25 protein-coding genes and 2 pseudogenes are annotated in these 25,588 nt (G+C 71.3%); 13 read left to right on the top strand and 14 right to left on the bottom strand.

Translation table 11 applies throughout. The annotated features are described in order from the left end of the window. Positions 1–369: 369 nt before the first annotated feature. The 6 genes from D474_RS0116425 to D474_RS0116400 all read left to right on the top strand — a co-directional run bounded on the left by D474_RS0116425 (position 370) and on the right by D474_RS0116400 (position 4,322). Positions 370–1,386 (top strand): acyl-CoA dehydrogenase, encoded by a 1,017-nt coding sequence (locus tag D474_RS0116425; protein WP_152476878.1) that lies wholly within the window; start codon positions 370–372, stop codon positions 1,384–1,386. Continuing rightward, positions 1,383–2,129, top strand: coding sequence for a PIG-L deacetylase family protein (locus D474_RS0116420; RefSeq protein ID WP_017614634.1), 747 nt, complete (start codon positions 1,383–1,385; stop codon positions 2,127–2,129). Before D474_RS0116425 ends, D474_RS0116420 begins: the two co-directional genes overlap by 4 nt. Continuing rightward, positions 2,126–2,713 carry an SAM-dependent methyltransferase gene (locus D474_RS0116415; RefSeq protein WP_017614633.1) on the top strand — a complete coding sequence of 196 codons (588 nt, stop codon included), beginning with the start codon at positions 2,126–2,128 and terminating at the stop codon, positions 2,711–2,713. Before D474_RS0116420 ends, D474_RS0116415 begins: the two co-directional genes overlap by 4 nt. Continuing rightward, positions 2,710–3,405: a glycosyltransferase gene (locus D474_RS0116410; RefSeq protein WP_017614632.1), complete on the top strand. Its 696-nt coding sequence runs from the start codon at positions 2,710–2,712 to the stop codon at positions 3,403–3,405. The genes D474_RS0116415 and D474_RS0116410 overlap by 4 nt, the downstream gene beginning before the upstream one ends. Positions 3,406–3,438: 33 nt before the next feature. Next, a complete protein-coding gene (locus tag D474_RS28985) occupies positions 3,439–3,810 on the top strand; it encodes a TraR/DksA family transcriptional regulator (protein WP_017614631.1) in 372 nt (123 codons plus the stop codon). A gap of 80 nt (positions 3,811–3,890) precedes the next feature. Then, positions 3,891–4,322 carry a VOC family protein gene (locus D474_RS0116400; protein ID WP_017614630.1) on the top strand — a complete coding sequence of 144 codons (432 nt, stop codon included), beginning with the start codon at positions 3,891–3,893 and terminating at the stop codon, positions 4,320–4,322. 108 nt (positions 4,323–4,430) lie between these two features. Here the strand turns inward: D474_RS0116400 and D474_RS28980 are convergent, their stop codons facing one another. After that, on the bottom strand, positions 4,431–5,906 hold the full coding sequence (locus D474_RS28980) for an L-lactate MFS transporter (protein ID WP_449289357.1): 1,476 nt from the start codon (positions 5,904–5,906) through the stop codon (positions 4,431–4,433). A 259-nt stretch (positions 5,907–6,165) separates the two neighbouring features. On the opposite strand from D474_RS28980, the gene D474_RS0116385 reads away from it, so the two are divergent. Beyond that, entirely contained in the window at positions 6,166–7,380 is a 1,215-nt protein-coding gene (locus D474_RS0116385) for a PQQ-dependent sugar dehydrogenase (protein WP_017614629.1), read from the top strand. A gap of 10 nt (positions 7,381–7,390) precedes the next feature. Here the strand turns inward: D474_RS0116385 and D474_RS0116380 are convergent, their stop codons facing one another. The 4 genes from D474_RS0116380 to D474_RS0116365 are packed head-to-tail and all read right to left on the bottom strand — an operon-like array spanning position 7,391 to position 11,368. Next, positions 7,391–8,215 (bottom strand): ABC transporter ATP-binding protein, encoded by an 825-nt coding sequence (locus tag D474_RS0116380; protein ID WP_040703750.1) that lies wholly within the window; start codon positions 8,213–8,215, stop codon positions 7,391–7,393. After that, positions 8,194–9,300 (bottom strand): FecCD family ABC transporter permease, encoded by a 1,107-nt coding sequence (locus tag D474_RS0116375; protein ID WP_026118547.1) that lies wholly within the window; start codon positions 9,298–9,300, stop codon positions 8,194–8,196. The genes D474_RS0116380 and D474_RS0116375 overlap by 22 nt, the downstream gene beginning before the upstream one ends. Continuing rightward, the gene (locus tag D474_RS0116370; RefSeq protein WP_017614626.1) at positions 9,297–10,334 is read right to left on the bottom strand and encodes a FecCD family ABC transporter permease; all 1,038 of its coding nucleotides are present in this window, start codon (positions 10,332–10,334) and stop codon (positions 9,297–9,299) included. The genes D474_RS0116375 and D474_RS0116370 overlap by 4 nt, the downstream gene beginning before the upstream one ends. Positions 10,335–10,345: 11 nt before the next feature. Continuing rightward, complete coding sequence (locus tag D474_RS0116365; RefSeq protein ID WP_017614625.1) at positions 10,346–11,368, bottom strand: iron-siderophore ABC transporter substrate-binding protein; 1,023 nt, start codon at positions 11,366–11,368, stop codon at positions 10,346–10,348. Between the two features lie 525 nt (positions 11,369–11,893). Between D474_RS0116365 and D474_RS0116360 the strand changes: the two genes are divergently transcribed. Further along, positions 11,894–13,120 (top strand): MFS transporter, encoded by a 1,227-nt coding sequence (locus tag D474_RS0116360; RefSeq protein ID WP_017614624.1) that lies wholly within the window; start codon positions 11,894–11,896, stop codon positions 13,118–13,120. Positions 13,121–13,130: 10 nt separating this feature from the next. Here the strand turns inward: D474_RS0116360 and D474_RS0116355 are convergent, their stop codons facing one another. Next, positions 13,131–14,312: a UDP-N-acetylglucosamine--N-acetylmuramyl-(pentapeptide) pyrophosphoryl-undecaprenol N-acetylglucosamine transferase gene (locus D474_RS0116355; RefSeq protein ID WP_017614623.1), complete on the bottom strand. Its 1,182-nt coding sequence runs from the start codon at positions 14,310–14,312 to the stop codon at positions 13,131–13,133. Positions 14,313–14,584: 272 nt separating this feature from the next. On the opposite strand from D474_RS0116355, the gene D474_RS0116350 reads away from it, so the two are divergent. Continuing rightward, on the top strand, positions 14,585–15,340 hold the full coding sequence (locus tag D474_RS0116350) for a hypothetical protein (protein WP_017614622.1): 756 nt from the start codon (positions 14,585–14,587) through the stop codon (positions 15,338–15,340). A 7-nt stretch (positions 15,341–15,347) separates the two neighbouring features. On the opposite strand, the gene D474_RS33420 is transcribed toward D474_RS0116350, so the two are convergent. Both D474_RS33420 and D474_RS33415 read right to left on the bottom strand, forming a co-directional pair. Then, complete coding sequence (locus tag D474_RS33420) at positions 15,348–15,836, bottom strand: glycosyltransferase (RefSeq protein WP_017614621.1); 489 nt, start codon at positions 15,834–15,836, stop codon at positions 15,348–15,350. A gap of 163 nt (positions 15,837–15,999) precedes the next feature. Beyond that, positions 16,000–16,470, bottom strand: a pseudogene (locus D474_RS33415) (glycosyltransferase); the annotation flags it as partial. Between D474_RS33415 and D474_RS33410 the strand changes: the two are divergent. Continuing rightward, entirely contained in the window at positions 16,417–16,914 is a 498-nt protein-coding gene (locus D474_RS33410; protein WP_239647093.1) for a hypothetical protein, read from the top strand. The pseudogene D474_RS33415 and the gene D474_RS33410 sit on opposite strands and share 54 nt — an antisense overlap. A 207-nt stretch (positions 16,915–17,121) precedes the next feature. Here D474_RS33410 and D474_RS0116335 read toward each other — a convergent pair whose 3' ends face one another. The 3 genes from D474_RS0116335 to D474_RS0116325 all read right to left on the bottom strand — a co-directional run bounded on the left by D474_RS0116335 (position 17,122) and on the right by D474_RS0116325 (position 20,497). Further along, positions 17,122–18,261, bottom strand: a complete 1,140-nt coding sequence (locus tag D474_RS0116335; RefSeq protein ID WP_338045290.1) for an aromatic acid exporter family protein — start codon at positions 18,259–18,261, stop codon at positions 17,122–17,124. A gap of 95 nt (positions 18,262–18,356) precedes the next feature. Next, positions 18,357–19,754: a hypothetical protein gene (locus tag D474_RS0116330; protein WP_017614618.1), complete on the bottom strand. Its 1,398-nt coding sequence runs from the start codon at positions 19,752–19,754 to the stop codon at positions 18,357–18,359. Beyond that, positions 19,751–20,497, bottom strand: coding sequence for an alpha/beta fold hydrolase (locus tag D474_RS0116325; RefSeq protein WP_017614617.1), 747 nt, complete (start codon positions 20,495–20,497; stop codon positions 19,751–19,753). The genes D474_RS0116330 and D474_RS0116325 overlap by 4 nt, the downstream gene beginning before the upstream one ends. Before the next feature lie 150 nt (positions 20,498–20,647). Here D474_RS0116325 and D474_RS0116320 point away from each other — a divergent pair, with 150 nt between their 5' ends. Continuing rightward, complete coding sequence (locus tag D474_RS0116320) at positions 20,648–21,157, top strand: hypothetical protein (protein ID WP_017614616.1); 510 nt, start codon at positions 20,648–20,650, stop codon at positions 21,155–21,157. Between the two features lie 25 nt (positions 21,158–21,182). On the opposite strand, the gene D474_RS0116315 is transcribed toward D474_RS0116320, so the two are convergent. Then, positions 21,183–21,695: a DUF1360 domain-containing protein gene (locus tag D474_RS0116315; protein ID WP_017614615.1), complete on the bottom strand. Its 513-nt coding sequence runs from the start codon at positions 21,693–21,695 to the stop codon at positions 21,183–21,185. Position 21,696: 1 nt separating this feature from the next. Further along, the gene (locus tag D474_RS0116310) at positions 21,697–23,568 is read right to left on the bottom strand and encodes a glycoside hydrolase family 15 protein (protein WP_040703754.1); all 1,872 of its coding nucleotides are present in this window, start codon (positions 23,566–23,568) and stop codon (positions 21,697–21,699) included. Positions 23,569–23,735: 167 nt separating this feature from the next. On the opposite strand from D474_RS0116310, the gene D474_RS0116305 reads away from it, so the two are divergent. Together D474_RS0116305 and D474_RS0116300 are read left to right on the top strand one after the other, a co-directional pair. Beyond that, complete coding sequence (locus D474_RS0116305; protein ID WP_026118545.1) at positions 23,736–24,749, top strand: SDR family oxidoreductase; 1,014 nt, start codon at positions 23,736–23,738, stop codon at positions 24,747–24,749. Between the two features lie 30 nt (positions 24,750–24,779). Beyond that, the gene (locus D474_RS0116300; RefSeq protein WP_017614612.1) at positions 24,780–25,136 is read left to right on the top strand and encodes a DUF3140 domain-containing protein; all 357 of its coding nucleotides are present in this window, start codon (positions 24,780–24,782) and stop codon (positions 25,134–25,136) included. A 163-nt stretch (positions 25,137–25,299) separates the two neighbouring features. Here the strand turns inward: D474_RS0116300 and D474_RS0116295 are convergent. After that, positions 25,300–25,588, bottom strand: a pseudogene (locus D474_RS0116295) (SAM-dependent methyltransferase); the annotation flags it as partial.

Below are 25,588 nucleotides of genomic sequence, written 5' to 3'. Positions count from 1 at the left end.
AGAACCGTGGTTGAGCGCCAGCGTGGTTACTGGAGTGGTGGCGAAGGTGCTGGGGAACGTGCTTCGCGCGCTTCAGGCACCCGCCTTTGGCGTGCCACACACGTGCCACACGAGGCGGTCAGCATCGGGGAACCACGGGGAATCACGGGTACCCGAAAGACATCCGCGCAGGTAAGCGAAGCGCGAGGTCAACCGTCAGAGGCGTTCTCGGCTTCCCAAGCTGATAACGCGGGTTCGATTCCCGTCATCCGCTCCGAGCACCCGAGGCCAGGTCCAGCGACCTGGCCTTTCGTGTGTGCGGGGCCGGTTTGTCCTGTCCCCGGCCGAGGCAGGGGAAGAGGGCACCGTTCTCCACACACGGGGGTGGACATGGGCACGGTCGAAGCGTCTCTCGGACAGCAGCGGTCACCGGCGGACCCCGCGGGATCGGGGGCGACCCTCGCGGCGCTGCGGAGGGAACTGCACGACGGCGGTCTCGACCTGCCCCTTCCCGGGGGCGGGAACACCTGGAAGCGGTGGCAGGCCCTCATCCGGCTGGCCCGGGAGGACCTCTCCCTGGCCAGGCTGGCCGAGGGGCACACCGACGCCGTCGCGATCCTCGCCGAGCTGGGGTCGCACCCGCCCGCGTCCGGGGAGCTCTGGGGCGTGTGGGCCGCCCATCCGCCCGGGCACCGGTTGGCCGCCCGACGACTCGGCGGCGAATGGGTGCTCGACGGGCGCAAGGCCTTCTGTTCCGGGGCGTACAGCTGCACACATGCGCTGGTCACCGCCGAGCCCACCCCCGGTGAACGGCGTCTGTTCGCCGTCGCCAACGAGGGCACGGTCGTCGAACGGGACACGTGGGCGGCGGCCGGGATGGCGGCGAGCGAGACTCTGACGCTGGTCTTCCACGGTGTCCCCGCCGTCCAGGTGGGTGCAGCGGACGCGTACACCGCGCGGCCCGGGTTCCACCACGGCGGCGCCGGCGTGGCGGCCTGTTGGTACGGCGGCGCCCTGGGTGTCGCCGAACCCCTGGCGTCCAGGGCGCGGGGGCGCTCACCCGACACCCACACGCTCGCCCACTTCGGGACCGTCGTGCGCGACCTGCGCCGGGCCGAGGACGTCCTGTGCCGGGCTGCGCACGGGATCGACGCGGACCCCCGCGACACGGAGGGCAGCGCCGACGAACGTGCGCTGCTGGTGCGCTCGGCGGTCGCCGCGACCTGTTCCTCGGTTCTGGAGACGTGTGCCGAGTCACTGGGGCCGGGCCCCTTCGCGTTCGATCCCCGGTACACGCGCGCCGCCCAGGACCTGTCCGTCTACGTCCGGCAACACCACGGGGCCCGCGACCTCGCACGGCTGGGGGAACGGGCCGCGCAGTGCACTGCAGGGGAGCTGCGGCCATGAGGCGTTCCCACCCGATCGACGCGCCGGGGACCGACGAGAGCACATGGCAGGGCTGGTCGGCCGGGGCACGCCTGCCGGAGGCCGATCTCGGCGGGGTTCGCAGCGTGGTGGTCGTCGCCCCGCACCCGGACGACGAGGTCCTCGGGTTCGGCGGGTCCCTGTCGATGCTCGCCGAGCGGGGCGTGCGCCTGCGCGTGGTGTCCGTGACCGACGGGGAGGGCTCGCACCCGGACAGCCCCACCACAGCGCCGGAGGAACTCGTGCGGTTGCGGGCGGAGGAGCGTTCGGCGGCACTGGCCGACCTCGGCGCCGACGACGCGGACGTGGTCCGCCTGGGCGTACCCGACGGGAAGGCCGCCGGGGCGGTCGCACAGCTCTCCGGCCGGCTTCGGCATCTTCTGGACGGTTTCGACCTGTGCGTCACCTCGTGGGAGGGCGATCTGCACCCCGATCACATGGGCGCGGGCCGGTCGGCGGAGGAGGCCGCGCGGGCCTGCGGGGTGGACCTGCTCCGGTACCCCGTGTGGATGTGGCACTGGGCCGAACCGGCTTCCGATGCGGTGCCCTGGGACCGGGCCCGGCGGGTGTCCCTGTCGGCCGAAGCGCTCGCACGCAAGAAGAGGGCCGTCTCCAGGTTCCGCACGCAGATCGAACCGCTGAGCGACCGTCCGGGCGATGAGGCCGTGCTGGCGCCCGGCATGGTGGCGCACTTCGGCCGCGGGGAGGAGGTGGTGTTCGCGTGAGCACGGACCCGGCGTACTTCACCCGCATGTACGAGGGCTCGGACGACCCGTGGGGTTTCCGGTCCCGCTGGTACGAGCGCCGCAAGCGGGACCTCACTCTGGCCTGTCTGCCGCTGGAGCGGTATGCGCGGGCCTTCGAACCCGGCTGTTCGGTCGGCATGCTCACCCGGGACCTGGCCCCCCGGTGCGCGCACCTGGAAGCACTGGATCCGGTCCCGGCCGCGGTGGAACAGGCGCGGCACGAAGTGGCCGGGTCCGACCACGTGCGGGTCGCACAGGGACGTGTACCGCGCCACTGGCCGGAGGGCACGTTCGATCTGGTGGTCCTGTCCGAGATGCTCTACTACTTCGACGACGCGGAGCTGCACGCGGTGATGGGCCGCACCCTGGCCTCCGCGCGGCCGGGGGCCACCGTCGTCGCGGTGCACTGGCGCCACCCGGCGGAGGGCCACGTACGCACCGGTGACGAGGTGCACCGGATCCTGTCCGGGGTGCCGGAGCTGTCCCGCACGGTCGGCCATGTGGAGGCCGACTTCCTCATGGACGCCTTCACTGTGCGCCCCCGCGAGGGGACAGGCCCGTGATCCGCGCGGCAGCGGTGGTCGTTCCCGCCCATGACGAGGGGGCGTCCGTGGCCGCCTGCGTAGCGGCGGTGCGCCGTGCCCTCGCTCTTGCGCCGTTGCCCCCGCACCGCTGCCACATGGTGGTCGTGGCGGACGGGTGCCACGACGCAACCGCATCGACCGCCCGGCTCATGGACGCGCACGTGCTCGAGGTGCCCCGTGTGGGCGTGGGTGCCGCACGGGCCGAGGGGGTGCGGTACGCGATCGAACTCTCGGCGGATGTGCGCCCCGGGGCCGTCTGGCTCGCCTCGACCGACGCCGACACACTCGTGCCGCCCTGGTGGATCACGTCCCAGCTCCGGTACGCCGAGGAGGGGCACGACGCCGTCGCCGGCACGGTCGAGATCGGCGACTGGTCGGTGCGTCCGGAGGGTCTGGCCGCGCACTTCGGGCGGCGGTTCCCCGTCCAGGACGGCCACGCGCATGTGCACGGTGCGAACCTCGGGGTGCGGGCCTCTGCCTACATCGACGCGGGCGGGTTCCCCGGTCTCGCATCCGGGGAGGACCGTGCGCTGATGGAGCGGTTGGCGGTACGCGGTCATGCCGTACGCAGGCCCGCCGACCTGCCGGTGCTGACCTCTGCCCGGCGCGCGTTCCGGGCACCGGACGGCTTCGGGCGGCTGTTGGACGACCTGGAGCAGGACACCGTGTGAGGTGGCTGTGCCTGCGCGGGGTAAGGCAAGGCCATGGAGCACGAACCGGACCTGCCCGGCCCCGATGCGCACGAACGGGTCCGCCGGGCCAGGGAGGACGCCGCACGGTCGGCCCAGGAGCTCGCCCGACAGTGGAAACACGTCGTGGAGGCGTCCGAGTTCACGAACAACGACGACGAACACGACCCCGAGGGCCCGACCATCGCCTACGAGCGCGAACAGGTGCGCTCGATGCTCGAACACGTCGAACGAGAGCTCGAGGGGCTCGATCAGGCCGCCGACCGCCTGCGCCGGGGAACGTACTGGACCTGCGAACGCTGCGGCGGTGCGATCTCCCCGGACCGCCTGGCCGCCCGGCCCACCGCCCGCACCTGTATCAGGTGTGCTCGGGGCACGCGCGCGTGAGTCCCGTGGCCTGCGCTCGTTAGCATGCGGGGGGCGCGGGTGGCCGACGCCCGCGACTCCCTCCACAGGAAGGTTCAGCCATGACCGTTCTGGACTCCCCCATCCCCCGCTTCCACCTGGCCGTTCCGGTCGACGACCTCGCGGCCGCCCGGCGGTTCTACGGCGAGGTCCTCGGCCTCTCCCAGGGCCGCAGCTCCGACACCTGGGTCGACTGGAACCTGGAGGGCCACCAGTTCGTGACCCACCTCGCCCCCGGGCGCCAGAGCTCGATCCACAACCCTGTGGACGGCCACGACGTCCCCGTCCCGCACTTCGGGTTGATCCTGACCGTCGCGAAGTTCCAGGAGCTCGCCGAGCGCCTGCGCGCGGCCGACACGGAGTTCGTCATCGAGCCCTACGTGCGGTTCGAGGGCGAGACCGGTGAGCAGTGGACGATGTTCCTGCTCGACCCGGCCGGCAATGCGCTGGAGTTCAAGGCCTTCGCCGACGACTCGCAGGTCTTCGCGACCTGAGACCCTTGGGCCGACAGCCCGGGCCGGACGGCAAGGAGGCCGCCCGTGGCGTGCACGGGCGGCCTTCCCTGTGGCTGTGGGTCCATGGGTCCTACGGAGTCCGCGCCCCTACGACGTGAACAGAGCGGCGGCCTGCATGGCGGTCTGCACCACGCCGTAGAGCAGGGCGATACCCACGATCACCCAGAGCACCACGGCGGCGATCTTCGAACTGAGCTTGGTCCTGGCCTCGATCATGCTCGATCCGCCTCCTTCGCCTCGTCCTTGCGGTGCACCGAGTCCGGGAGCGGGCGCACCATCATGTTGGCCAGGAACCCGACCGTCATCACACCGACCATCACGTAGAGGGAGAGCTCGTAGAGAGCAGGCCCCTCGTTGCCGGCTGCGATCTGGTAGTCGGCGATGACGTTGACGATCATCGGCCCGGCCNGCCCCGGCCCCCCCCGCCAGCGACCATGCGGTGAGCAGGCGGCCGTGGATCGCGCCGACGTTGCGGGTGCCGAAGAGGTCCTTGAGGTAGGCGGGAACGGTCGCGAACCCGCCACCGTAGAAGGACAGGATCAGGCCGCTCACGGCCACGAACATGACCACCGAGCTCGTCCCGGCCACGGCGATGAACAGGTACAGCACCGCGCCGAGGCCCAGGTAACCGATATAGGTGCGCTTCCGTCCGATGCTGTCGGAGGCCGACGACCACACGAGGCGGCCGAGCATGTTGCACAGCGACAGGAAGCCGACGTAGCCGGCGGCCTCAGCGGGGCCGACCTCGGCGAAGAAGACCTCCACCATCGGCGCGGCCTGCTCGAGGATCGCGATGCCGGCGGTGACGTTGCAGAACAGCACGATCCACACCAGCCAGAACTGGCGGGTGGTGAACGCGGTCTCCACGCTCACACCGTCGACGGTCGGCTCCGGACCGCCGTCGGCCACGGGTTCCTTCATTCCGCTCGGGGTCCAGCCCTCGGGAGGCACACGCACCGTGAAGGCGCCCATCATCATCACGGCGAAGTAGCCCGCGCCCAGCGCCAGGAAGGTGGGAGCGACGGCGTCGGCGGGCGTCTCGCCGAGGGTGTCGAGCAGCGCGAGGGAGAGCGGCGAGGCGATGAGCGCACCACCGCCGAAGCCCATGATCGCGATACCGGTGGCCATGCCGGGACGGTCCGGGAACCACTTGATGAGCGTGGACACCGGGGAGATGTAACCGATCCCCAGGCCCAGTCCGCCGAGGAACCCGTAACCGAAGTAGACGAGCCAGAGCTGACCGGTGGCCACACCGAGGGCACCGACGAGGAAGCCGGCGCTCCAGAAGACACCGGAGAAGAACATCGCCTTGCGCGGGCCGTTGCGCTCGACCCACTTGCCGCCGAACGCGGCGGACAGGCCCAGCATGACGATGGAGATGCTGAAGATGACACCGATCGCGGTCAGCGAGGTGTCGAAGCGTTCCACTAGGGGATTGCGGAAGACGCTGAATGCGTACACCTGGCCGATCGACAGGTGCACGGCCAGCGCTGCTGGTGGGATGAACCACCGGTTGTAGTCGGCGGGAGCAATGCTCCGCTCGCGGTCAAGTAGGGAGGTCATCGACCACACTCGTTCACCGTTGTGTGCGTTCCTGGGGCGGGGCGGGGGGTAACCGGGGGGCATTCATGTGACCGCAGCGTTGTGGGTCGCCTGACGATATTTGTGGTCGTTTGCCCCTGTCAACAGGGGTTTTCAATGCGTGGAACACGGATTCGCGGCGGCCCGGGAAGACCCCGGAAACCGTGTCCATCCCTGGGGATCTGGACAATGTTCCTAGGGTGAGAGGGGTACGTGCATCCCCTGATCCGGGAGAACCCGCATGAGCACGAGGACCCGAATCGCACTGGCCGCCGCAGCGGTCCTGGCCGTCGTCGCGGCGGCCGTCTTCTACGTCCTGGGCGACGACGGCCCCGACGGCACTCCGGACGGGGCCGAGAACGCGTCCGATGCGGGCGGGGCCGACCCGGACGTGGAGGTGGAGACCGTCGTCGACGACCTGGGCGGGGCCTGGGGTACGGCGTTCCTCCCCGATTCCGGGGAACTCCTGGTCACGCAGGTCTCCGGGACGCTGTCCCTGGTCGACACCGACAGCGGTGAGACCGCGGAGATCGACGGGGCTCCCGAGGTCACCACCGAAGGTCAGGGAGGCCTCCTCGACGTGGCGGTCGACCCCGAGTACCCCGAGGAACCGTGGGTCTACCTGACCTACTCCGCAGAGGACGACGGCGGAACCACGAGCACCCACGTGGGTCGCGGGCAGTTCGACGCCGAGGGCGGTTCCCTCGAGGACTTCGAGGTGGTGTTCACGGACGAGCCCGAGACGAGCGACGACCACTTCGGGTCCGTGATCGCCTTCGACGAGGACGACCACCTCATCGTGACCTTCGGTGACCGCGGCAGCAAGGAGTTCGACGACCACCCCTCGCAGGACACCTCGAACACGCTCGGCACGACGGTGCGCCTGGAGCGCGACGGTTCCGTGCCCGACGACAACCCGTTCGTCGACGACGACGCGGTCGAGGACGAGATCTACACGTACGGCCACCGGAACGTGCAGGGCATCGCAGTACAGCCCGGGACCGGCGACATCTGGCTCAGCGAGCACGGCGAGCAGGAGGGCGACTCCCTCCGCGTGATCGAGGGCGGGCAGAACCACGGCTGGCCCGTCGCGCACACCGGCTGCGAGTACGGAACCGACATCCCCGTCGGCGACGACCCGTTCGAGCGCGACGACGTCGAGGACCCGCTGCACCACTGGGAGTGCGGATCGGAGGCCTTCCCGCCGGCCGGCACGGCCTTCTACGAGGGCGAGGAGTTCCCGTCCTGGGACGGCGACCTGCTCGTGGCCGGGCTCGGGCAGCAGTACCTGGCCCGGTTCACCGTCGACGGCACCGAGGTCGAGGAGGCCGAGGAGCTGCTCGTCGACGAAGGTCTGCGGGTGCGCGACGTGGCCGTCGACCCGCAGGACGGCGCCGTGTTCGTGGTCTTCGACGACGAGGGCGCCCCGCTCGTGGAGCTGACCGCCGACGAGTGAGGCCGCCTGCTCAGCCCGCCACCGGCTCCTCGTGCGGGATCACCAGCGGGGTGCCGGTGCGCGGGTCGGGCACGACGTCGCAGGCCAGACCGAAGACCTCACCGACGAGCTCGCTCGTGACGACCTCCTGCGGCGTACCGTCGGCGACCACACGGCCGTCGTCCATCATCACCAGACGGGTGGCGAACCGGGCAGCCTGCGCGAGGTCGTGCAGGACCGCCACGACGGTGCGCCCACCCCGGTGCAGCCGGGCGAACAGCTGCAGCAGGTCGTACTGGTGGGCGATGTCGAGATAGGTCGTGGGCTCGTCCAGCAGCAGCACCCCCGTGTCCTGGGCGAGCACCATCGCCACCCACGCACGCTGGCGCTGCCCGCCGGAGAGCGACGCCAACGGCACCTCGGCCAGGTCGGTGGTACCGGTGAGGTCGAGAGCCTCGGCGATGGCGCGCTCGTCCTCCGGGCTCCACTGGCGCAACAGCGTGTGGTGGGCGAACCGGCCGCGCTCGACGAGGGACCGCACCGTGACCCCTTCGGGGACCACGGGGCTCTGCGGCAACAGGGCGAGCTCGCGGGCGACCGCCTTCGTGCGTCGGGTGCGCAGGTCGCGCCCGTGCAGCACCACCTGACCGGACATCGGGCGGTTCACCCGTCCGAACGCCTTGAGCAGCGTCGACTTGCCGCAGCCGTTCGGGCCGACGATGACGGTGAACTCGCCGGACCCGATCTCGAGGTCGACCCCGTGCACGACCGGGTCGGAGCCGTAGCCCAGCGTCAGCGACCGGGCGGCCAGCACGGAGGTGGAGGCGTCGTCACTCACAGGGATCCCTTTCGCCATTCACGGATGAGCAGGTGGCCCAGGTAGATGCCGCCCAGGCCCATGGTGACGATCCCGACCGGCAGGCCCTCGCCGACGGGGACCTGCTGGACGACCAGGTCGGCACAGACGAGCAGCAGCGCGCCCACCGCCGCGGACAGCACGAGGCTGGGCCCGCCCGCCCCGGACAGGCGCCGGGCGATCTGCGGCGCGGTCAGGGCGACGAACGCGATCGGCCCGGCCACACTCACAGCGGCGGCCGACAACACGACCGACATGAGGATCGCCGCAGTACGGGTGGCCTTGGCGGGCACACCGAGGGTCTCGGAGACCTCGTCACCCATCTCGCCGAGCCGGATCGGCCCGGCCAGGTACACCAGCACTGGCAGGGACAGCGCGAGCGCGCCCCAGATGACAGCGGCGTGCTCCCAGTCGCGGGCGGTGAGGCTGCCGTTGAGGTAGGTGGCCAGCGAGGTCGCCTCGTCCCGGGCCAGGACGGCGACGACGAAGTGGGTGAAGGCCTGGGCCATGGCGGCCACACCGATCCCGGCGACGATGAGGCGGCCGGGATGACGCAGACCGGTCCCGGTGGAGAGTGCGACCAGAGCGATGGCCGTACCCGCGCCGATCAGGGCTCCGACCGGCACAGGCAGGAGATCGGGCAGCAGCAGTGCGGCCACCGCGGCGCCGGCACCGGCCCCGGCGCCGAGCCCGATGACGTCCGGGCTTCCCAGGGGGTTGCGGGTCACGGCCTGGAAGAGAGCACCGGCGATGCCGAGCGCAGCGCCGACACCGATGGCCACGAGCAGACGCGGGCCGCGCAGGCGGGAGAGGACGAACCGGTCGGTGGCCTCTCCTCCGCCGCTCAGAACGCTCGGGAGCTGGGTGAACGGGACACCGAGGTTGCCCAGGGAGAGGGTTGCGGCCGCGCCGACGAGCACGACAGCGGCGATCACGACACCGACGACGAGGGACCGGCGGCGGATCGGCAGCGCCAGGGCGCGGCCCAGGCGCAGGACGATCACGCCCCGCGGCGGGCCGTGTTCGGGTCCCGGGGCCGGCGGGGCGGGCCGGACCCGGGAGGGAAGAGTGGACTGGCGGCTCACGCGGTACTCCTCATCCGGCGAATGGCGTAGAGCAGCACGGGCGCACCGACGAAAGCGGTGACGACCCCGACCATGAGTTCGGTTGGGCGCAGCAGGGTGCGTCCCACGACATCGGCCACCAGCAACAGCGTCGGCCCGACCACGAGGGCGAACGGCACCTGGAGGCGGAAGTCCACGCCGACCATGGCACGCACGACGTGGGGCACGGCGAGTCCGACGAAGGCGATGGGGCCGACGGCCGCGGTCGCACCCGCGGCGAGCAGAGTCGCGGCGACCAGCCCTCCGCCCTGCACCCACACCGTGGACGCCCCGAGGGACACGGCGGCGTCGCGGCCCAGGGCCAGGGCGTTGAGGCCGCTCATGACGCACAGGGCGATCACGAGCCCGGCAGCGACGACGGGCAGCGCGGCCCAGAAGACGTCGAACCCGCGCCCGGCCAGGGAACCGACGACCCAGTAGCGGTAGCTGTCGAAGGAGTCGGGCATGCTCAGCGCGACCGCCTGCACGTACGCGGTCAGCACCGCTGAGATGACCGCCCCCGCCAGGATCAGCCGCACCATGCCGCCGTCCCCGCCGCGGGTGCCGACGATGTAGGCGGCCGCTCCGGCGAGGACCGCACCGGGAAGGGCCGCCCAGACGGTCCCGGTGACCGAGGTCGGTCCGGCGACTGCCGTCACGGTGACCACGGCCGCTGCGGCGCCGGCGTTGACGCCGAGGAGTCCGGGGTCGGCGAGGGGGTTGCGGGTGATGCCCTGCATGAGGGTGCCGGCCAGGGCCAGCGCGGCGCCGGCCATGATGCCCAGCACGGTGCGCGGGTAGCGCGATTCCACCACGGTGGCGGTGAACTCGTCACCGGCACCGGTCAGAGCGTCGATCACCTCGCCGGGCGGGGTGACACGCGCACCCATGATCAAGCTGAGCAGGATCGCGGCTGCCAGGGCCGCTGTACCCAGGCCGAACATGAGCGCGACGCGGGCCCCGCCCGGACGTTTGCTCCGTGCGGGGCCCGCGGGCTCCGTCGTCTGTGTCTCCATCGGTCTCTCGGTCAGCCTTCGGCGTTCTCGAGGGCCTCGTCGATCATCGGCACGTAGCGTTCGGTGACCCAGGGGACGGTGAGCGGGTTGATGAGGGAGGACGCGGTGACGAAGGAGTTGTCATCGCTGGAGACCACCGCGTCGTTCTCGACCGCGGGGATGGCGGAGTAGAGCTCCTGGCCCTGGACCTCCTCGCGGTCCTCCTCATTGCTGTAGAAGGTGAAGACGAGGTCGCTGTCGGAGAGCTCGTCGGCGTTCTCCAGGCCGATGAGCGCGGAGTCGGTGCCCTCGGCCTCGGGGAACTCCTCGGCGACCGGGTCGACGGTCAGGCCCATGCCGCGGACCATCGCCACACGCTGCTCGTCCGGGAGGAAGACGCCGAGCGTACCGGGGCCGTCGGTGTAGATGTAGGAGAACGTGACGTCCTCGAAGTGCGGGTTCTCCTCCGCGGTCTCGGCGAGGGTCTGCCGGATCTCCTCGATGAGCCCGGCGGCCTCCTCGGGCTGGCCCAGCGCCTCGCCGATGACCTCGATCTGCTCGTCCCAGTCGATGCTCCACGCCAGGTCGGGGTAGGCGACCGTGGGAGCGATGTCCTCGAGGATGTCGTAGTCCTCCTGGGTGATGCCGGACCACGGTGCGAGGATGACGTCGGGCTCGAGCTCGATGATGGCCTCGAAGTCGATGTCTTCCTCGCCGCGGAACTGCTCGGGGAGCTCCTCGCCCTCTTCGGTGACGGCCTCGTGGATCCACGGCAGGTAACCGGTCTCGTCACTGCCCCACTCGTACTCCTCGATACCGACGGGCACGGTGCCCAGGGCGATGGAGGTCTCGGCGGAGCCCTGGCCGAGGGTGACCACGCGCTCGGGGGTGTCAGGGATCTCAGCGGTTCCGAGTGCGCTCTCGATGGTGACGGGGAAGCCCTCACCCGAGGCGGCGTCACCGCCGTCGCCCCCGTCGTCCCCGCAGGACGTCAGGGCCACGGTGAGGACCGTGGCGGCTACGCTGGCGCCGAGACTTCTGGGAGCGATGTGCATGGGGCGGCCTGTTCTTCCTCGAGAAGGGGAGAGTGCGCCTTCCACAGCGGTGGAAGCAAACGAAGATTAGCCTAACCTAACTGCCTCGCCCGATTCAACGCCCCCTGGGCGATCCATCCCCTTCCCCACCACTCCGGCCTTTACGTGACTCAGATCACCATCCATTTTCGTGCACCGCGTTCCGTAGAAAAGTTCCTCCACGTGACACCCGACCGGAGCCAAAAAACATTCCGGAAAGCGCCTCAAACAGAATTACCACCCCCCGCCAGCAGGGCAAAATGCACACGACAAAGCACACAAGTCAAACCTTGAATGGACCTGCACGGCAAACGGCGCTCACCGAACACACGGAAACCACCCCACTCTTCACACAACAACCCCCGGCAAGTGCGGAAATGACTCCGATAATGCGACCCGGTGAAGCCGGATCAGCACACGGAAATACTTTTTTCTCCGCCCGCTTCTTGTAACCTCCATTTCTCCGGCCGAACACAAGATCCGGCTCTTCGAAAATGGAGCGTGTCCGTGAACCCCGACACCCCGAAGACCCATGACCGGAACGCCGGCAGCCGAGCCGCCGAGGCTCGGCGTGCCCGTACCGCACTGGCCGCCTATTTCTTCGTCACCGGAGCGCTGCTGCCGGTCTGGGCCTCCCGTATCCCCGCCGTCACCGCACAGGCAGGGGTGGGACCCGACGCCCTGGGCATCGCGCTCCTCGGACTGGGGGTGGCCGCGGCCGCCACCGCCCGGGCCGGGGGCGCGGTGCTCGACCGGCTCGGCCCCCGCCTCGCCGTCGTGCCCGCGGCACTCACCGCCTCCACCGCCCTGGTGCTGCCGGGCACGGCCTCGGGCCCCGTGGCCCTGACCGCGAGCCTGGTCGTGCTCGGCACCTGCCAGTCGTTCCTGAACGTCTGCGTGAACACCCAGGCAGCCCACCTGCAGAGGTTCCAGGGCCGGTCGATGCTGTCGACCTTCCACGCATTCGTCTCGGTCGGCGGCTGTGCGGGGGCTCTGACCGGTGTGGCCTCGACCCACCTGGGCCTGGACCCGCTGACCACGTTCCAGGCGGCCGGTCTCGCACTCGCGGCGCTCGCCCTCGGTGCCGCACGGCCGTTCCTGCGCGGGATGCCGCGCACGGAGGGGGCGCCCCGAGGTGCACGGGCCGGCGGAGGACCGCGGTTCCGGCCGAGCGCCTCACCCATGGTCCTGCTCCTGGGCGGCCTCGCGCTCGCCGGAGTGCTCGCCGAGAGCGCCGTCCAGGACTGGAGCGCCCTCTTCACACAGCAGTCGGTCGGCGCCGGCGAGACCATGGCCGGGAGCGCCTTCGCCGCATTCACCGTGGCCATGGCGTGCGGCCGCCTCATGGGCGACCGGCTGGCGCTTCTCCTGGGCCGGACCCTGCTGGTACGCGCGGGCGCGGCCACTGCCCTCGGCGGATTCGTACTGGCGCTGTCGATGCCGTTCGCGCCCGCGACCCTGGCCGGGTTCTCCCTGGTCGGGCTGGGTCTGTCGTGTGTGGTGCCGCAGATCCTGAGCGCCGCCGCCGACCTCGATCCGGACCGCGTGGGCCGCAACATGGGCACGGTGGCCTCGATCGGCTACATCGGGCCCCTCGTCGGGTCGCCGATCATCGGAGCGGTGGCCTCGCACAGCGGTGTCGGGGCCGGGCTCGTGCTGCCCGCCGGGCTGATGGTGGTGCTCGCACTCAGCGCAGGACTCCTCGCGCCCGGCCGTGCACGGGTGAACGTGTGAGGGAGAGCGGTCAGTCGCGAGCGGCCGAGAGCACCACGTCCACGAGCCGGTCCGCGGCGTCGGGGCGCCCGTGATCCCGCGCGTGCTCGGCCATCCGCGCCCGCCGTACCGGGTCGGCGAGCAGGGGCTCGGCCGCCTGGCGCAGGGCGTCCGGGCCCACCTCGGTGACCAGAGCGGCCGCCGCACCCGTCTCCTGCAGGTGTTCGGCGTTGTGGCGCTGCTCGTCGCCGGCCGAGGAGGCCAGCGGGATCAGCACCGACGCCTTGCCCAGCGCGGTCAGCTCCGCGATGGTGCCCGCGCCGCTGCGCGAGACGACCACATCGGCGAGGGCCAGCACGTCGGGCAGTTCCGGGCCCACGAAGTCGGTCACGTGGTACCGCTCCCCCAACCCCGGAGGAAGACCGCGCGCCGCCTCGCGCAGGGCTTCCAGGTGCGAGGGGCCGCACTGGTGCACGACGTTGGCGCGCGCCAGCAACCAGGGGAGCAGGCCACCCACGGTGTCGTTGATCTGCTTCGACCCCTGGGCGCCGCCGGTGACGTAGACGGTGGGGCGGCCCGGGTCGTGGCCGGTGAACCCGAGGGCCTGCACGGCACGGTCCGCCCGGCCGGTGAAGATCTCCGGGCGCACAGGGTTCCCGGTCACCACGGCGTACTCGCGTGTGCCGTCCGGCAGCAGGTCGACCGAGGACGGGGAGGAGACCGCAACACGCGCAGCCGTACGTGCCAGGACCTTGTTGGCCAGGCCCAGACGGACCGTCTGCTCGTGCACGACCAGCGGGCGGCGGGCGAGCTTGGCGGCCACCCCGACCGGAACGGCCACGTAACCGCCGGTTGCCAGCACGACGTCAGGGGCGAAGTCGGAGATGAGCGAATGCGCCTGGGCCACACCCCGGGGCACGTTGGTCATGTCCCGGACGTTGGCGGGCGAGACCATCTTCAGCGGGTTCTTGGCCCGGCGGATCTTGCCGGTCGCCACGGACTCGAACGCGATCCCGTTCGAGCCCGCGACCCGCTCCTCGAGGCTGCCGTCGGCGCCCACCCACAGCACCTCCAGGGAGAAGCCACCGTGGGCCAAGCGCTCACGCAGGGCGTTCACGGTCGTCAGGGCCGGGTAGGTGTGCCCTCCGGTTCCGCCCCCGGTCACGATCAGGCGGATGTCCTGGGTTGCGAGGAGGCCGTTGTCGCTGTTCACCGATGCTGTCCCATCTGAATGCGCACGAGAGCGGTGCACGAGGCCCGTCGGGGGGCGTCGACCGGGCCTCGTCCGTCGTGGTCACACTGAACCGTAACCGCACGCCGCCGGTGCCCCGTCACCCGACGACAGCCGCCGGACGCCGGACCGCCCTCCGTACGGGGATTCCCGGACCGATACGATCGTGGCCGCAACCTCCCCCTTCGTCGCGGGCCGCCCGGTGCCGGAGGCCCCCGAGGGGGCTTCCCCGACGACTCGGAAACGGTACGCACATGGACGCCGAAGCCACCCAGGTCATGAGCAGGACGGGCGAGTTCACCAGCACGATGGGGTGGGAACGCACCGTCCGGGACAGGGTGGCCGCGGCCCTGGACCGATTCTCCGGGCCCCTCTCCGACCTGGTCGAACGCGGCGCCAACGACGGCGACACCCGGCTCCTGGTGGCCGACCTGTTCAGTGTCGGGCTGAACTTCAGCAAGTACCAGGACCTCACCACCGAGTACCGCACCAGCGGCGACTCCGTCGACTACGCGGTGGTGCTCGACGGGGCCCTGTTCGCGCCGATCGAGGTGCGGGGTGTGGGCGCCGAACTCGACCTGCGCAACATCCAGATGTCGCGGCGCCTGGCCGTGGAGGAAGGTGCCGAGTGGGTCGTGCTCACCAACGGAAGAGTGTGGCGCCTGTACCACCTGCGCCCCGCCCCCGACGGGGGTGCGCCCAGCCCGGTGGTGATCGTGGAAGCGGACCTGCTCGACGAGGAGGCCCACGAACGCAACGTCGACGCGCTCTTCCACCTCACGCGCGAGGCGGTCGAGCACGGTCGGCTGGACGCCCTGCGCAAGTGGCGGGAAGCGGCGGAGGCCGAGGCGCTCGCCGATGCGCTGACCGGCGAGCGGGTCATGTCCGCGCTCCGGGACGAACTGCGCGAACGCACCGGCCACCCGGGCCACCCCGGGGAGACCGACGAACTGCGCCGGGTCCTGGCCGACGAGGTCGTCGCCCGGGGGCTCGTGCCCGACCAGGGATGACGCGGGCTCAGTCGAGGGCGCCGATGCGGGAGTAGACCTGCCGGTAGGTCGCCACCACGCTCGGCCAGGTGCGGAACCGGCGCACCTCCTCCAACCCCTCGGCGACCTGCGCCTCCCGGTGGGTGTCGTCCTTACGCAGCCGGATCAGCGCAGCGGCGAGGGCCGCGGGGTCGGCCGGGGGCACCAGGCTCCCGGCGCGGCCGTCGGCGAGGAGCTCGCGCAGGGCGGGCAGGTCGCTGGCGACCACGGGGACGCCGTAGGCCATGGCCTCCACCGGTTTGAGCGGGGTCACCAGGCGGGCGACCCCGGTGTCCAGGCGCGGGACGACCATCGCATCCAGGGCGGCCTGTGCGCGCAGGGCGTCGGCGGGCTCCACACGGCCGGGGAAGACGCAGGTGTCCGCGATCCCCAGGCGGTCGGCGAGGGCGATCAGGTCGTCGCGGTCCTCGCCGTCGCCGACCAGCAGGACGCGCACGGCGCGGTCGCGGTCGCGCATGAAGGCGGCGGCNGAGGCGGGAGACGGAGCCGATGACGAACTCCTCCGGTCCGATGCCGTGGGCGGCCCGGAAGGAAGCGCCGTCGGGCCGTTCGCTCAGCAGGCTCTCGTCGACGGCGTTGGGGGCCAGGTACACGCGGTCGGGGTCTGCGCCGCGTTCCAGGATGCGGGCGCGCATGGTGTCGGCGAGGGTGATCACGGCGTCGGCCTCGCGGACCAGGTCGGTCTCGCGCTGCATGGTCATGCGGAACCATTCGCTGGCGCGCCGGTCGTGTGCGCCGGGGCGGGCCATCCAGCTCTCCTCCAGGAGCCCGCGGAGTTCGTAGACCACGGGGATGCCCAGGGCGCGCCCGGCGTTGAGCGCGATGGTGGCGTTCTTGTGGCCGCTCGCCGCGTGCAGGACCGCGGGGCGCAGTTCGCGGGCGAGCTCGGTGACGGCCTGCACGGACGCGTCGATGCGTTCGAACATGCCGGGGAACTTCAGGCCCGGTGCGACGCGGTGGTAGGGGACCCCGTCGACCTCGGTGTAGGTGTCCTTGTCCTGATCCTTCGGTGTGGGGTAGCCGGCGAAGGTGACGGCGTGGGCGTCGAGGCCGGTCGCGCGCTGGGCCGAGAGGATCCGCTGGGTGCGCACGGTGTAGCCGGCCTGGGTGTGCGGGAGGGCGTTGGTGACCACGTGCAGGACCCGGCCGGGAACCGCGTTGTGCGGCACGACCGGGGGTTCGGGCAGGGGCGGGAGCGGGCCGAGGCTGCGGCGCATGCTGACGAAGCGGGCGCGCTGGCGGGCCGATTCCTCGTCGTGTGCGACGTGCGGGGTGACCTCGTCGACGGCCTCCTGGATGTGACCGTCGTCGAAGAACTGCTGCGCGCGGGCGCGGGCCTGCTGGGCCGCACCGTTCTTCCCGTTGCGGCTCTTCCTGTCGCGGTCGAGTTCGGTGCGCAGCTGGGCGGTGCGGCGTTCCGACCTGCGGGCCAGGAGAGCGGAGGCGCCGGAGGCCGCTACGGTCGCCGTTGCCGCGAGGAGGAGCAGGGCGGCGGTCCAGGTGAGGATCCCGGCAACGGCGAGACCGAACAGTAGCGCTGTGCAGGCCGCCGCCCCTGCCGCCGCGGCCGTGAGCCGGCCCCTGCCGACCGGTGAGAACCCCATGTCGCCCCCTCGTGGATGGTCTGCGGTGGTTCCCGGGGTCCCCGTCGCCGGCGGACCGGGAATCTTCGACCACGTTAGCCACGCATCCCGTCACTCCGGGTGATCGGAGTGCGTGTGTCCTGGGGCGGGGCGACGGCTTCAGCCGGACTGTCCGGAGTACTGGCGTCCGCGGTCGATCTCCTCCAGCAGGCGCACGACGTCGGTGAGCAGAGCGGCGCGGGCCGGTTCCTCCTCACCGGGGTCGTTCATCAGGTTCTGCCGGCACTCGCTGACCCGGTCGAGGGCCTGGTCGAGGCAGGAGCTCAGCCGGTCGGAGACGGTCTCGCGGTTGGGTTCCTGTTCGTCGTGGACCGTCTGGAGCACATCGGCGGTGCTCTCCAGCAGGTCGGCGTACTCGTTGCAGAAACCCTCGCTCAGTTCGATGTGCTCGGAGTACCCGCCGCGCACGTCCTGGAGGCTCTCGGCGATGGACTGCAGGTGGCGGGAGGAACGCTCCAGCACGGAGATCCACGTGCGGTACCCGCTCAGGTATCCGCTGGTGCCTGCCCCTCCCAGGAACCTGCGCGGGTTGAGGCGCACCCGGTACTCCTGGCGTTCCACGGCCGCGCGGGCGTTGCGCGAGGTGTCGTCGAGGGCGTTGGCGGCCCAGGCCCAGTGGTCCAGGCTGCTCTCCTCGAGGTCGCCGCGGAGTTCGTCGGCGAGGCCGTCCACGATGTTGTGCATGCTGTCGGCGTAGTCGAGGACGGCGTTCTCGGCGTCCTTGAACCGGATCGTCGGCGCCATCACCAGGTTCGTGGCCAGAGCGGACACGGCGCCGACACCGACCATGAGGAGCAGGTGGCCGAGGTCGTCGATGCTCGTGGCGGTCCCCCCGGCGAGCGCGAACGCAGCCACGACCGGGACCTGCTGGCCCTGCTGCCCGAAGAATCGCACCTGCCCCAGGATCAGGCCGACCAGGACCACCATCGCGAAAGCCCACACCTGGACGCCGACGGTCAGCCCGCCCACGCCCGCCAGGACCGCGCCGAGGGCGACCGCCGCGACGTAACGGCCCGACTGGAGCACCGACCCGTACACACTCGGCTGGACGATGAGCAGCGCCGAGAAGGGCGCGAATCCGATGAAGGAGCCCTGCGGGTCCAGGGGGAAGCCGGCAGCGAGCGCGATCGTGGCCGCCACAGCACTCTTGATGATGAGGACCGCGGTCTCCCGTTCGTACCCGCGCAGTTGCACCGCACGTTCGAGCCCCTGCTTGGCCCGGCTCCACACCGTGTTCACACCGGCCTCTTCCATCGACGTCCGTCTCGCGGTGCGCACATGTCCCCTGTGTCACCTCATGGCCGGTTACCCGCTGTACCCGTCTCCATGCATGTTCATGCCCGTGCGTCGGAGACGGTGACTCCGTCGGCAGCGGACAGGACCGGTTCTGCGTCCTGCCAACGGAGCGGGGGCGGGATCGGCTGCTTGCCCCTGACCTGGGCGAGCTCCCAGGCGAACCGGACCAGGACCGCGAAGTCACGGGGGAAGGCGTCGGGGTCCGTTCCGATGAACGTTCCCAACTTGCGGGCACGCTCCAGCACCGCGGCCCATTCGTCGGCCCCGGCGAGCCCCACGGACTCCACCCCGTGGGAGAACAACGCCATCCGGATCTCGTCGAACGGTTCGCGTGCGTCGAGGTAGCACTCCAGGGCACGCAACGAGGGTTCCTTGTTGAAGACCGTCCAGAAGGGGACCGACCCGGTGCGCAGGGCCCCGTAGGTGTCCAGGAGCATGAAGGACTCCACCAGCAGGCGGCCTGTGGGCAGCCCGTTCTGCCGGTACCACGCCCGGTGCAGGTCGGCGACGGGCGCGCTCAGGCTCTCGGGTTCGTCGTGGCACAGGCGGACCAGGTTCCAGCCCTCGCGATCGGCGACGTGTCGGAGGTCCTCCATCAGCCGGGGTTCGAACCCCCACTCGGCCTCGGGGCTCTCGCCGTCCGGTTCGGGTGCGACGAACCGTGTGTAGTCGGATCCGTAGGAGCGCAGGAACTCGCGCACGCGCTCGCTGCCGTGCCGTAGTTCGTCCAGGGTCGCTCCCCCGAAACCGCCGTGCTGGAACGTGTACCGCTCGCTCACGTGTGTGGTGGGCCAGCGCATCGCGCAGTCGGAGACCACGAGGGTGCCACCGGGCCGAAGCACATCGCGCAGGTGGCGGACGTAGGCGGGCGGGAGGCGGAGCCACTTGGTGCGGAAGTAACACATGCCGGCGACCATCAGCCGGTCCTGGTTGGGGTCGTGCATGTGGTGGAGGGCCCAGTCGGGGTTGGCACGCAGCAGTTCCTCTCCCGTGGAACGCATGCGACGCAGGTCCTCCGAGGCGTCCTCCGGCGGCACCCCGTGCCTGCGTACCGGAAGGAGCAGTGTCTGCGGCAGCCAGGGGGCCCGGAGCGCTGCGGCCAGGTGGGTCAGGGCCCCGTTCGAGGACCCGACGAAGGCGACGTCGCTCTGCTGTTTCGGGTAGTGGCCCACCACCCATTCGGCGAGACGGTCCGCGTGGATGCGGCCGACCTGGCGCCGCTGGACGGCCTCGGTCCAGCCCGAGAGCGCGTAGATGCGTTCCTTGACCGCCCGCGGGAGGTGGTTGGCGCGGGCGGCTGCCGCGGCCAGCGCATCCTGGCTCGCACCTGGACGCTCACCCGGGCGCGGTACTCGCTCCCCGTTCAGCTGGGACGAGAGTTCGCGGAGCATGGCGGTGGCCGAGTCGAAACCGGCCACGACACGTTCGGGTCTCACCGTTCCTCCTCATCGACGAAGCCCTCGACCAGGTCGGCGAGTTCCTCCGGGGCGGCCGACGTCAGAGCGTGGGGCCTTCCTGTGAGCGCGGCGAGGCGCCCGTGCGGGAGCATGCGCGTGACCTCCTCGGCCCAGAAGCGTCGGCTGACCTTGTCCGAGGTTCCCCACACCACCAGCGCGGGCTGCCCGACCCGGTGGAGGATCCCCTCGATCCGGTGGTTCCTGCTCTCGAACCAGCTCTTCGCCACGCGCCGGAGACCGGCGTCGCGGTAGTCCTTGAGACTCTGCGGGATCACACCGAGCCCCTCGTGGACGTTGTTGTGCAGGAGCCGGCCGGCCAGGACCGGGAGCGACCGGGCGGCCGGGTCGGTGGTCGGGCTCACCAGGACGACCGAACCGACGGCGTCGGGTTCGCGCGCTGCGGCTTCTGCCACCACCTGCGCGCCCAGGGACACACCCAGGAGACAGGGGGCGTGCAGTGCGCGTTCTCTGATCCACTGCACGAGCACGTCGGCCAACTCGGGCACGTGCTGGAACCGGCCCGGGTCCTCGCTGCGCCCGTATCCGGGAAGGTCGACCGCCCAGGTCTCGACACGCCCGTCGAGGGCCTCCAGGAGCGGCAGGGTCTGCCGCGAGGAGACCCCGGCCCCGTGCACGCACACGACGGGCGGAGGGCGTCCGCGCACACACCAACTCGCCATCTGTGTGCCGCGTACCTCGTCGTCCTGCCGTTCGGGTCCCACACCACATCACCGTGCCGGATCGACTCCTGTGTCCGATGGGGGTTGGCCCTACCCGGGGGCCGCTCGTGGCAAAACCTCTGTCTGCCCATGTGTCACACGCGTTCTCGGTGGTCAGGGACGTGTGAAAGGCCGTCCACACGAGGGGGAACCATGGGCGCTCGGTACAAGGAGTCGTTTCTGCGGCGTGTCCCGCGCGGGGTGGGACGGGGGGTGCTCGGCGCCATGGCGATGACCGGTGCCCGACAGCTCCTCGTCGGTTTCGGGCTGATCGAACGCCCCCCGCCCGAAGCGGTTCTGGCCGAAGGTGTGCCGGAGGTCCTGCGCAGTGTTCCGGAGAACCGCAGGACCGCCGCGATCGAGCTGGCGCACTGGGGTTACGGGGCGGCCGCGGGCGCCGCCTACTCGCTGCTGCCCGTTCGGGCCCGGCGCCATCGCATCACCGGGCCGGTGTACGGGGTGGCTGTGTGGGCCGCCTTCGAGGTCGGTGTCGCTCCCGCCCTCGGGCTCGCACACGCACACCGGTCGCGTCCGGCCGAACGTGTGGCGCTCTTCGCCGACCACCTGCTCTACGGGCTGGTGCTCGGCGTCGCCCCGGAACGTCCGGCCCCGATGCGCGAAGAGTCCGAGAGCGGGAGCGAGTCGGCCGAGGACCCGGCCTGAGTCCGTGCGCCGGCGGACCGGTGCCTCACTCCTGTGCCTGCTGCAACCTTGCGTAGGCGAGCTGGAGCCAGTCGGAGACCGCCACCGCGCTCAGCACCGCCCCCGCCGATCTCGTGGAACGGGGCGCGAGGACGAGCCCGAACGCATAGCCGGTGGCGACCCACTGGGCGACACAGAACGGGCAGGAGACGAGTTCTCCCAGCGCCCGGCGGCTCCCTTCGCCCCGGACCTCCTCCGCGAGTTCCGCAGGCGCGGAGACCCCCCGGTACCTGGTGAACAGGGCCCGGAGAGGACTCGTCACGGCGTCCTTGGCGACCATGCGCGACGCCTTGTGCGTGGCCAGGGACATCAGGAACAGGTCCCACGGCCCCACGGCGTGTGCCGGGCCGGTGTCCCGGCGGCGGTGCACCACCAGAAGTCCCGCTCCCACGGCCCCGAGGTAGGTGGCGGCCGTCAGTGCGTACCCGCCGAGTGGTTGTTCGCTGTCGCCCCGGTACTCCTCGGCCTCCTGCCGGATCGTCTCCTCGACCTGTGGCATGTCATCGCCCCCTGCTCTCCCGGTTCTCGGTGTGTGCGGACCGCCCGTCGCGGTGCCGGGCCCAGGCGTGCAGTGCGTCGGTGTCGCCGGCGTCGCGCAGGTTGACCGCGGCCTCGATCAGGGCGAGGTGGGTGAAGGCCTGGGGGAAGTTGCCGAGCATGGCTCCGTCGTCGGACATCTCCTCGGCGAAGAGCCCTAGGTCGCCGCCCCGGGAGCACAACCGAGCGAACCTCTCGTGGGCCTCGTCCGCACGGCCGGCCAGGACCAGCGCGGAGACGAGGCCGAACGAACAGAGGAGGAAGGCGCCCTCGGGGGTACGGAGCCCGTCGTCGGTGCCCTCCGGGTCGTAGCGGTGGACGAGCGCGCCCGGTCCGCCGAGCTCGTCGGCGATCCGGTCGAGCGTGCGCACCACCCGCGGGTCCCGGCCGTCCAGGAACCCCAGCAGCGGGACCTTGAGCAGTGAGCCGTCCGTCCTCGGTGCCCCGTAGGCCTGGGTGAAGGTCCCGGTCGCCGGGTCGAGGCCGTGCTCGAGGACGTCGGTGTGCACTGCGTCGCGGTCGGCGGTCCACTCCTGCAACGGGACCTCGTCCTGTCGGCCGAGCAGCTCCGCCAGCTGGACGGCCCGGTCCAGGCCGACCCAGGCGTAGACCTTGGAGATGGTCCAGTGGCGCCGGCCGGAGCGAACCTCCCAGATGCCCTCGTCGGGTTCCCGCCACGAGCTGCGGATGGCCTCGACCACCTCGTCGGCGAGGCGCACCTTCTGCTCGGGAAGGTCTCCGACGGCCTGCTGGTAGGAGAGCACGGCGTCCAGGACGTGGCCGTAGACGTCCAGCTGGTGCTGCTCGGCAGCGTCGTTGCCCACACGCACCGGCCGCGAACCGGCGTACCCGTGGACACCCTCCACCTCGGTCTCCTCCGGGGGTGTGCGCCCGTCCAGGTCGTGCACCGGTGCCAGACGGGTGATCGGTGGCCCGGTGGCCGACAACAGGTACCGGAGGTAGATACGGGCCTCGTGGGTGTGGCCCAACCGGAGGAAGGACAGCACGACCAGTGGCGCATCCCGGTGCCAGACGTAGCGGTAGTCCCAGTTCCGGGGACCGCCCGGCCACTCCGGCAGCGACGTGGTCGGGGCGGCGACCAACCCGCCGCTCTCCTCGTGCAGGAGTCCGCGCAGGACCACCGCGGAGCGCCGTACGTTCTCCGCGCCCTCGCCCTCGTAGGTGGTGCGCGCGGCCCAGGAACGCCAGGACTCGACCGTGGTCTCCGCGAGGCGGCGCGCCGTGTCGGTACCGCAGGGCTCCCGTACACCGCCGTGGTCGAGCACCATCGCCGCAGATTCACCGGACCCCAGGTCGAAGCGGTACTCGGCATCACCGTCGGCGTTCACGTGGGGAGCGGGCCCGCCCGAGAGGATCGTGTCGGGACCGAGGCGCAGTCCTCCTTCGCCCTCCGGCTCCCAGCGGGCGGGCGCACGTCCGAGGTCGGGGCGTGCCCGGACGGCCGAACGCACCGAAGCGTCGCCGTCCAGGCAGGTCAGGAATCGCACGAGGGCGCCCACCGGTTCGAGCCCCTCCCCCGCGGGACGGACCGCCAGGAGGTCCCGGCACAGCAGGCGGCACCGCTCGCCCTCCCACACGGTCTCCAGCACCAGGCTGTCACCGGCGTAGGAACGGCGGACCGGGGCCGCGTCGGCGACCTCCAGGGTCCAGGCCCCACCGCGTTCCGCGTCCAGGATGCTCCACATGAGCGGAGGCGCATCGAACCTGGGCACGCACAGCCAGTCGATCTCGCCGTGCGGCCCGACCAGTGCCGAACCGCCGCAGTCGGAGAGGAAGGCGTGCTCTCCGATCCCGGGTGCGCTCGCGTGCTGCATGGTCCCCCCGATGCGCATGGACGGCCCCGACCCTTTCGCCCTCGACTGCCCGGAGTACCCCGCCACGAAACAGAGCCTCGAGGATGGAAGGAGTGTGCAGCCATGAGGCTTATGTGACGGACGTGCCGGGTAGCGCCGACGACGAGGCACGTTGGGGGGCGACCTACATGGCCAGAAGACGAAGCCCGGAACCCGGTGTTGCCGTCGTGTGCGGTGCGAGCGCAGGTGTGGGCCGTGCGACCGTTCGGGAACTCGCCCGGAAAGGGTACTCCCTCGGGCTCCTCGCGCGGGGCTCGGACGGGCTCCGGGCCGCTGCCGAAGAGGCCCGGGCGGGAGGGGTCCGTGCCCTCGTCGTCGAGGTGGACGTGACCGACCCCGGCGCACTCGAGGAGGCCGTGGACCGGGTCGAAGGCGAACTCGGCCCGGTGGACGTGTGGATCAACTCCGCCTTCGCGACGCTGATGTCCCGCTTCACCGACGCCGCGCCGGAGGAGTTCCGGCGGGTCACCGACGTCTGCTACCACGGCACCGTCAACGGCACACGGACGGCGCTGTCCAGGATGCGCGGCCGTGACCGGGGCACGATCGTGCAGGTGGGATCGGCCCTGGCCTACCGCGGGATCCCGCTCCAGTCGGCCTACTGCGGGGCCAAGCACGCCGTGCGCGGTTTCACCGACTCCGTCCGCGCCGAACTCGTCGACGAGGGCTCGAACGTGCGGGTCACCGAGATCCATCTGCCCGGCCTCAACACCCCGCAGTTCACCTGGGTACGGGCCAGGACCGACCGGCCCACGCGGCCCGTCGCCCCCGTCTACCAACCCGAGGTGGCCGGGCGCGCGATCGCCTGGGCCGCCGAACACCCCCGGCGCCGCACCTACTGGGTGGCGCCCTCCACCATCGGCACGGTGCTCGGCCAACGGTTCGCGCCGCGGGTGCTCGACCTGATGCTGGGCCGTTCCGGGGTGGAGGGGCAACTACGGGACGGCGACCCCGAACGGGTGGGAAACCTGTTCGAGCCCTTCGACACCGAACACGACCACGGTGCACACGGGATCTTCGACGAGGAATCGCGTGGCAGCAGCGTCCAACAGTGGCTGAACGAAAGACGGCTCACCGTGGCGGGCGTCGCGGTCGGGTTGGCCGCCTTCGGGGCGGTCGCCTGGCGCCGAGCCCGTGCGTGAAAACCGCGCCCGAGAGAAGGGGAAGAGATCATGGCCGAGCACAGCGCCGAGACCGATCGCGTCTGGCAGGAGTTCCACTCCGTGGTCAACATGTCCGGGGAGGAACTGCGTGAGTGGCTGCTCACCGACGCCGCCGGCGAGGAGGGGCTTTCCAGCGACCCGGGCCATCCGGTGTCCGACCGCGGCGAGGAGGTCGTGACGATCCTCGGCAAGCGCAAGACGGACGTGACCGGGTCCGACCTGGAGTTGATGAACGAGGTCGCGGAGTTCGTGCGCAACGAGCTCGCCGACCCGCGCCGGGAGGACCAGACGTGGCGCCGGAGGCTGATGTCGGTGGGACACGACCCGCTCGCGCCCTCGTCCCCGCCTCCCGACGAGGAGATCTAGGGCCTGTTCGGCGAACACCGGTCACCTGCTGCGCGGCGCAGCCAGCGGCACTCTCGCTGCGTTCTCATCAGTCAACGGCACATCCGGGCCGACCCCTTCTTCGGCCTTGCGACAGCACCACTGGCTGCGCCGCTCGCAACGGAAGGCGTCCACCAAACAGACCCTAGCGCCGTACGAGCACCATGACGCCCCGGGACCAGCCCAGCAGCGGCAGCGTCTCCCAGCCCTCGCGGGACTCCAGGTCGGAGAGGAGCTCTTCCGCCTCGAGACAGTGGTCCTCGGGCTGGGAGGCGCCGGGCGGGTGGCAGGCCAGGTCGCCGGCGACGTAGAACCCGCCGCGCTCGACCAGGGACAGTGCTTCGTCCAGGTGGGTGAACCGGCCCGCGCGCGTGTTGGCCAGGACCAGGTCGTACCCGGGTCCGTCCACACGTTCCTCGAGCCAGGCGCCCACG

The sequence above is a fragment of the Nocardiopsis salina YIM 90010 genome (assembly GCF_000341025.1).
Lineage (GTDB): Bacteria > Actinomycetota > Actinomycetes > Streptosporangiales > Streptosporangiaceae > Nocardiopsis > Nocardiopsis salina.
Note: the sequence above shows the minus strand (reverse complement) of the source record. Positions and strands in the feature narration are given on the sequence as shown.

Coding starts and splice junctions, on each gene's coding strand:
- D474_RS0116320 (WP_017614616.1), top strand. CDS start 20,648: ATGGGCGCTCGGTACAAGGAGTCGTTTCTGCGGCGTGTCCCGCGCGGG.
- D474_RS0116420 (WP_017614634.1), top strand. CDS start 1,383: ATGAGGCGTTCCCACCCGATCGACGCGCCGGGGACCGACGAGAGCACA.
- D474_RS28985 (WP_017614631.1), top strand. CDS start 3,439: ATGGAGCACGAACCGGACCTGCCCGGCCCCGATGCGCACGAACGGGTC.
- D474_RS0116365 (WP_017614625.1), bottom strand. CDS start 11,368: ATGCACATCGCTCCCAGAAGTCTCGGCGCCAGCGTAGCCGCCACGGTC.
- D474_RS0116380 (WP_040703750.1), bottom strand. CDS start 8,215: ATGGCGAAAGGGATCCCTGTGAGTGACGACGCCTCCACCTCCGTGCTG.
- D474_RS0116425 (WP_152476878.1), top strand. CDS start 370: ATGGGCACGGTCGAAGCGTCTCTCGGACAGCAGCGGTCACCGGCGGAC.
- D474_RS0116315 (WP_017614615.1), bottom strand. CDS start 21,695: ATGCCACAGGTCGAGGAGACGATCCGGCAGGAGGCCGAGGAGTACCGG.
- D474_RS0116300 (WP_017614612.1), top strand. CDS start 24,780: ATGGCCGAGCACAGCGCCGAGACCGATCGCGTCTGGCAGGAGTTCCAC.
- D474_RS33420 (WP_017614621.1), bottom strand. CDS start 15,836: ATGCGCGACCGCGACCGCGCCGTGCGCGTCCTGCTGGTCGGCGACGGC.
- D474_RS0116400 (WP_017614630.1), top strand. CDS start 3,891: ATGACCGTTCTGGACTCCCCCATCCCCCGCTTCCACCTGGCCGTTCCG.
- D474_RS0116350 (WP_017614622.1), top strand. CDS start 14,585: ATGGACGCCGAAGCCACCCAGGTCATGAGCAGGACGGGCGAGTTCACC.
- D474_RS0116305 (WP_026118545.1), top strand. CDS start 23,736: ATGGCCAGAAGACGAAGCCCGGAACCCGGTGTTGCCGTCGTGTGCGGT.
- D474_RS0116310 (WP_040703754.1), bottom strand. CDS start 23,568: ATGCAGCACGCGAGCGCACCCGGGATCGGAGAGCACGCCTTCCTCTCC.
- D474_RS0116370 (WP_017614626.1), bottom strand. CDS start 10,334: ATGGAGACACAGACGACGGAGCCCGCGGGCCCCGCACGGAGCAAACGT.
- D474_RS0116385 (WP_017614629.1), top strand. CDS start 6,166: ATGAGCACGAGGACCCGAATCGCACTGGCCGCCGCAGCGGTCCTGGCC.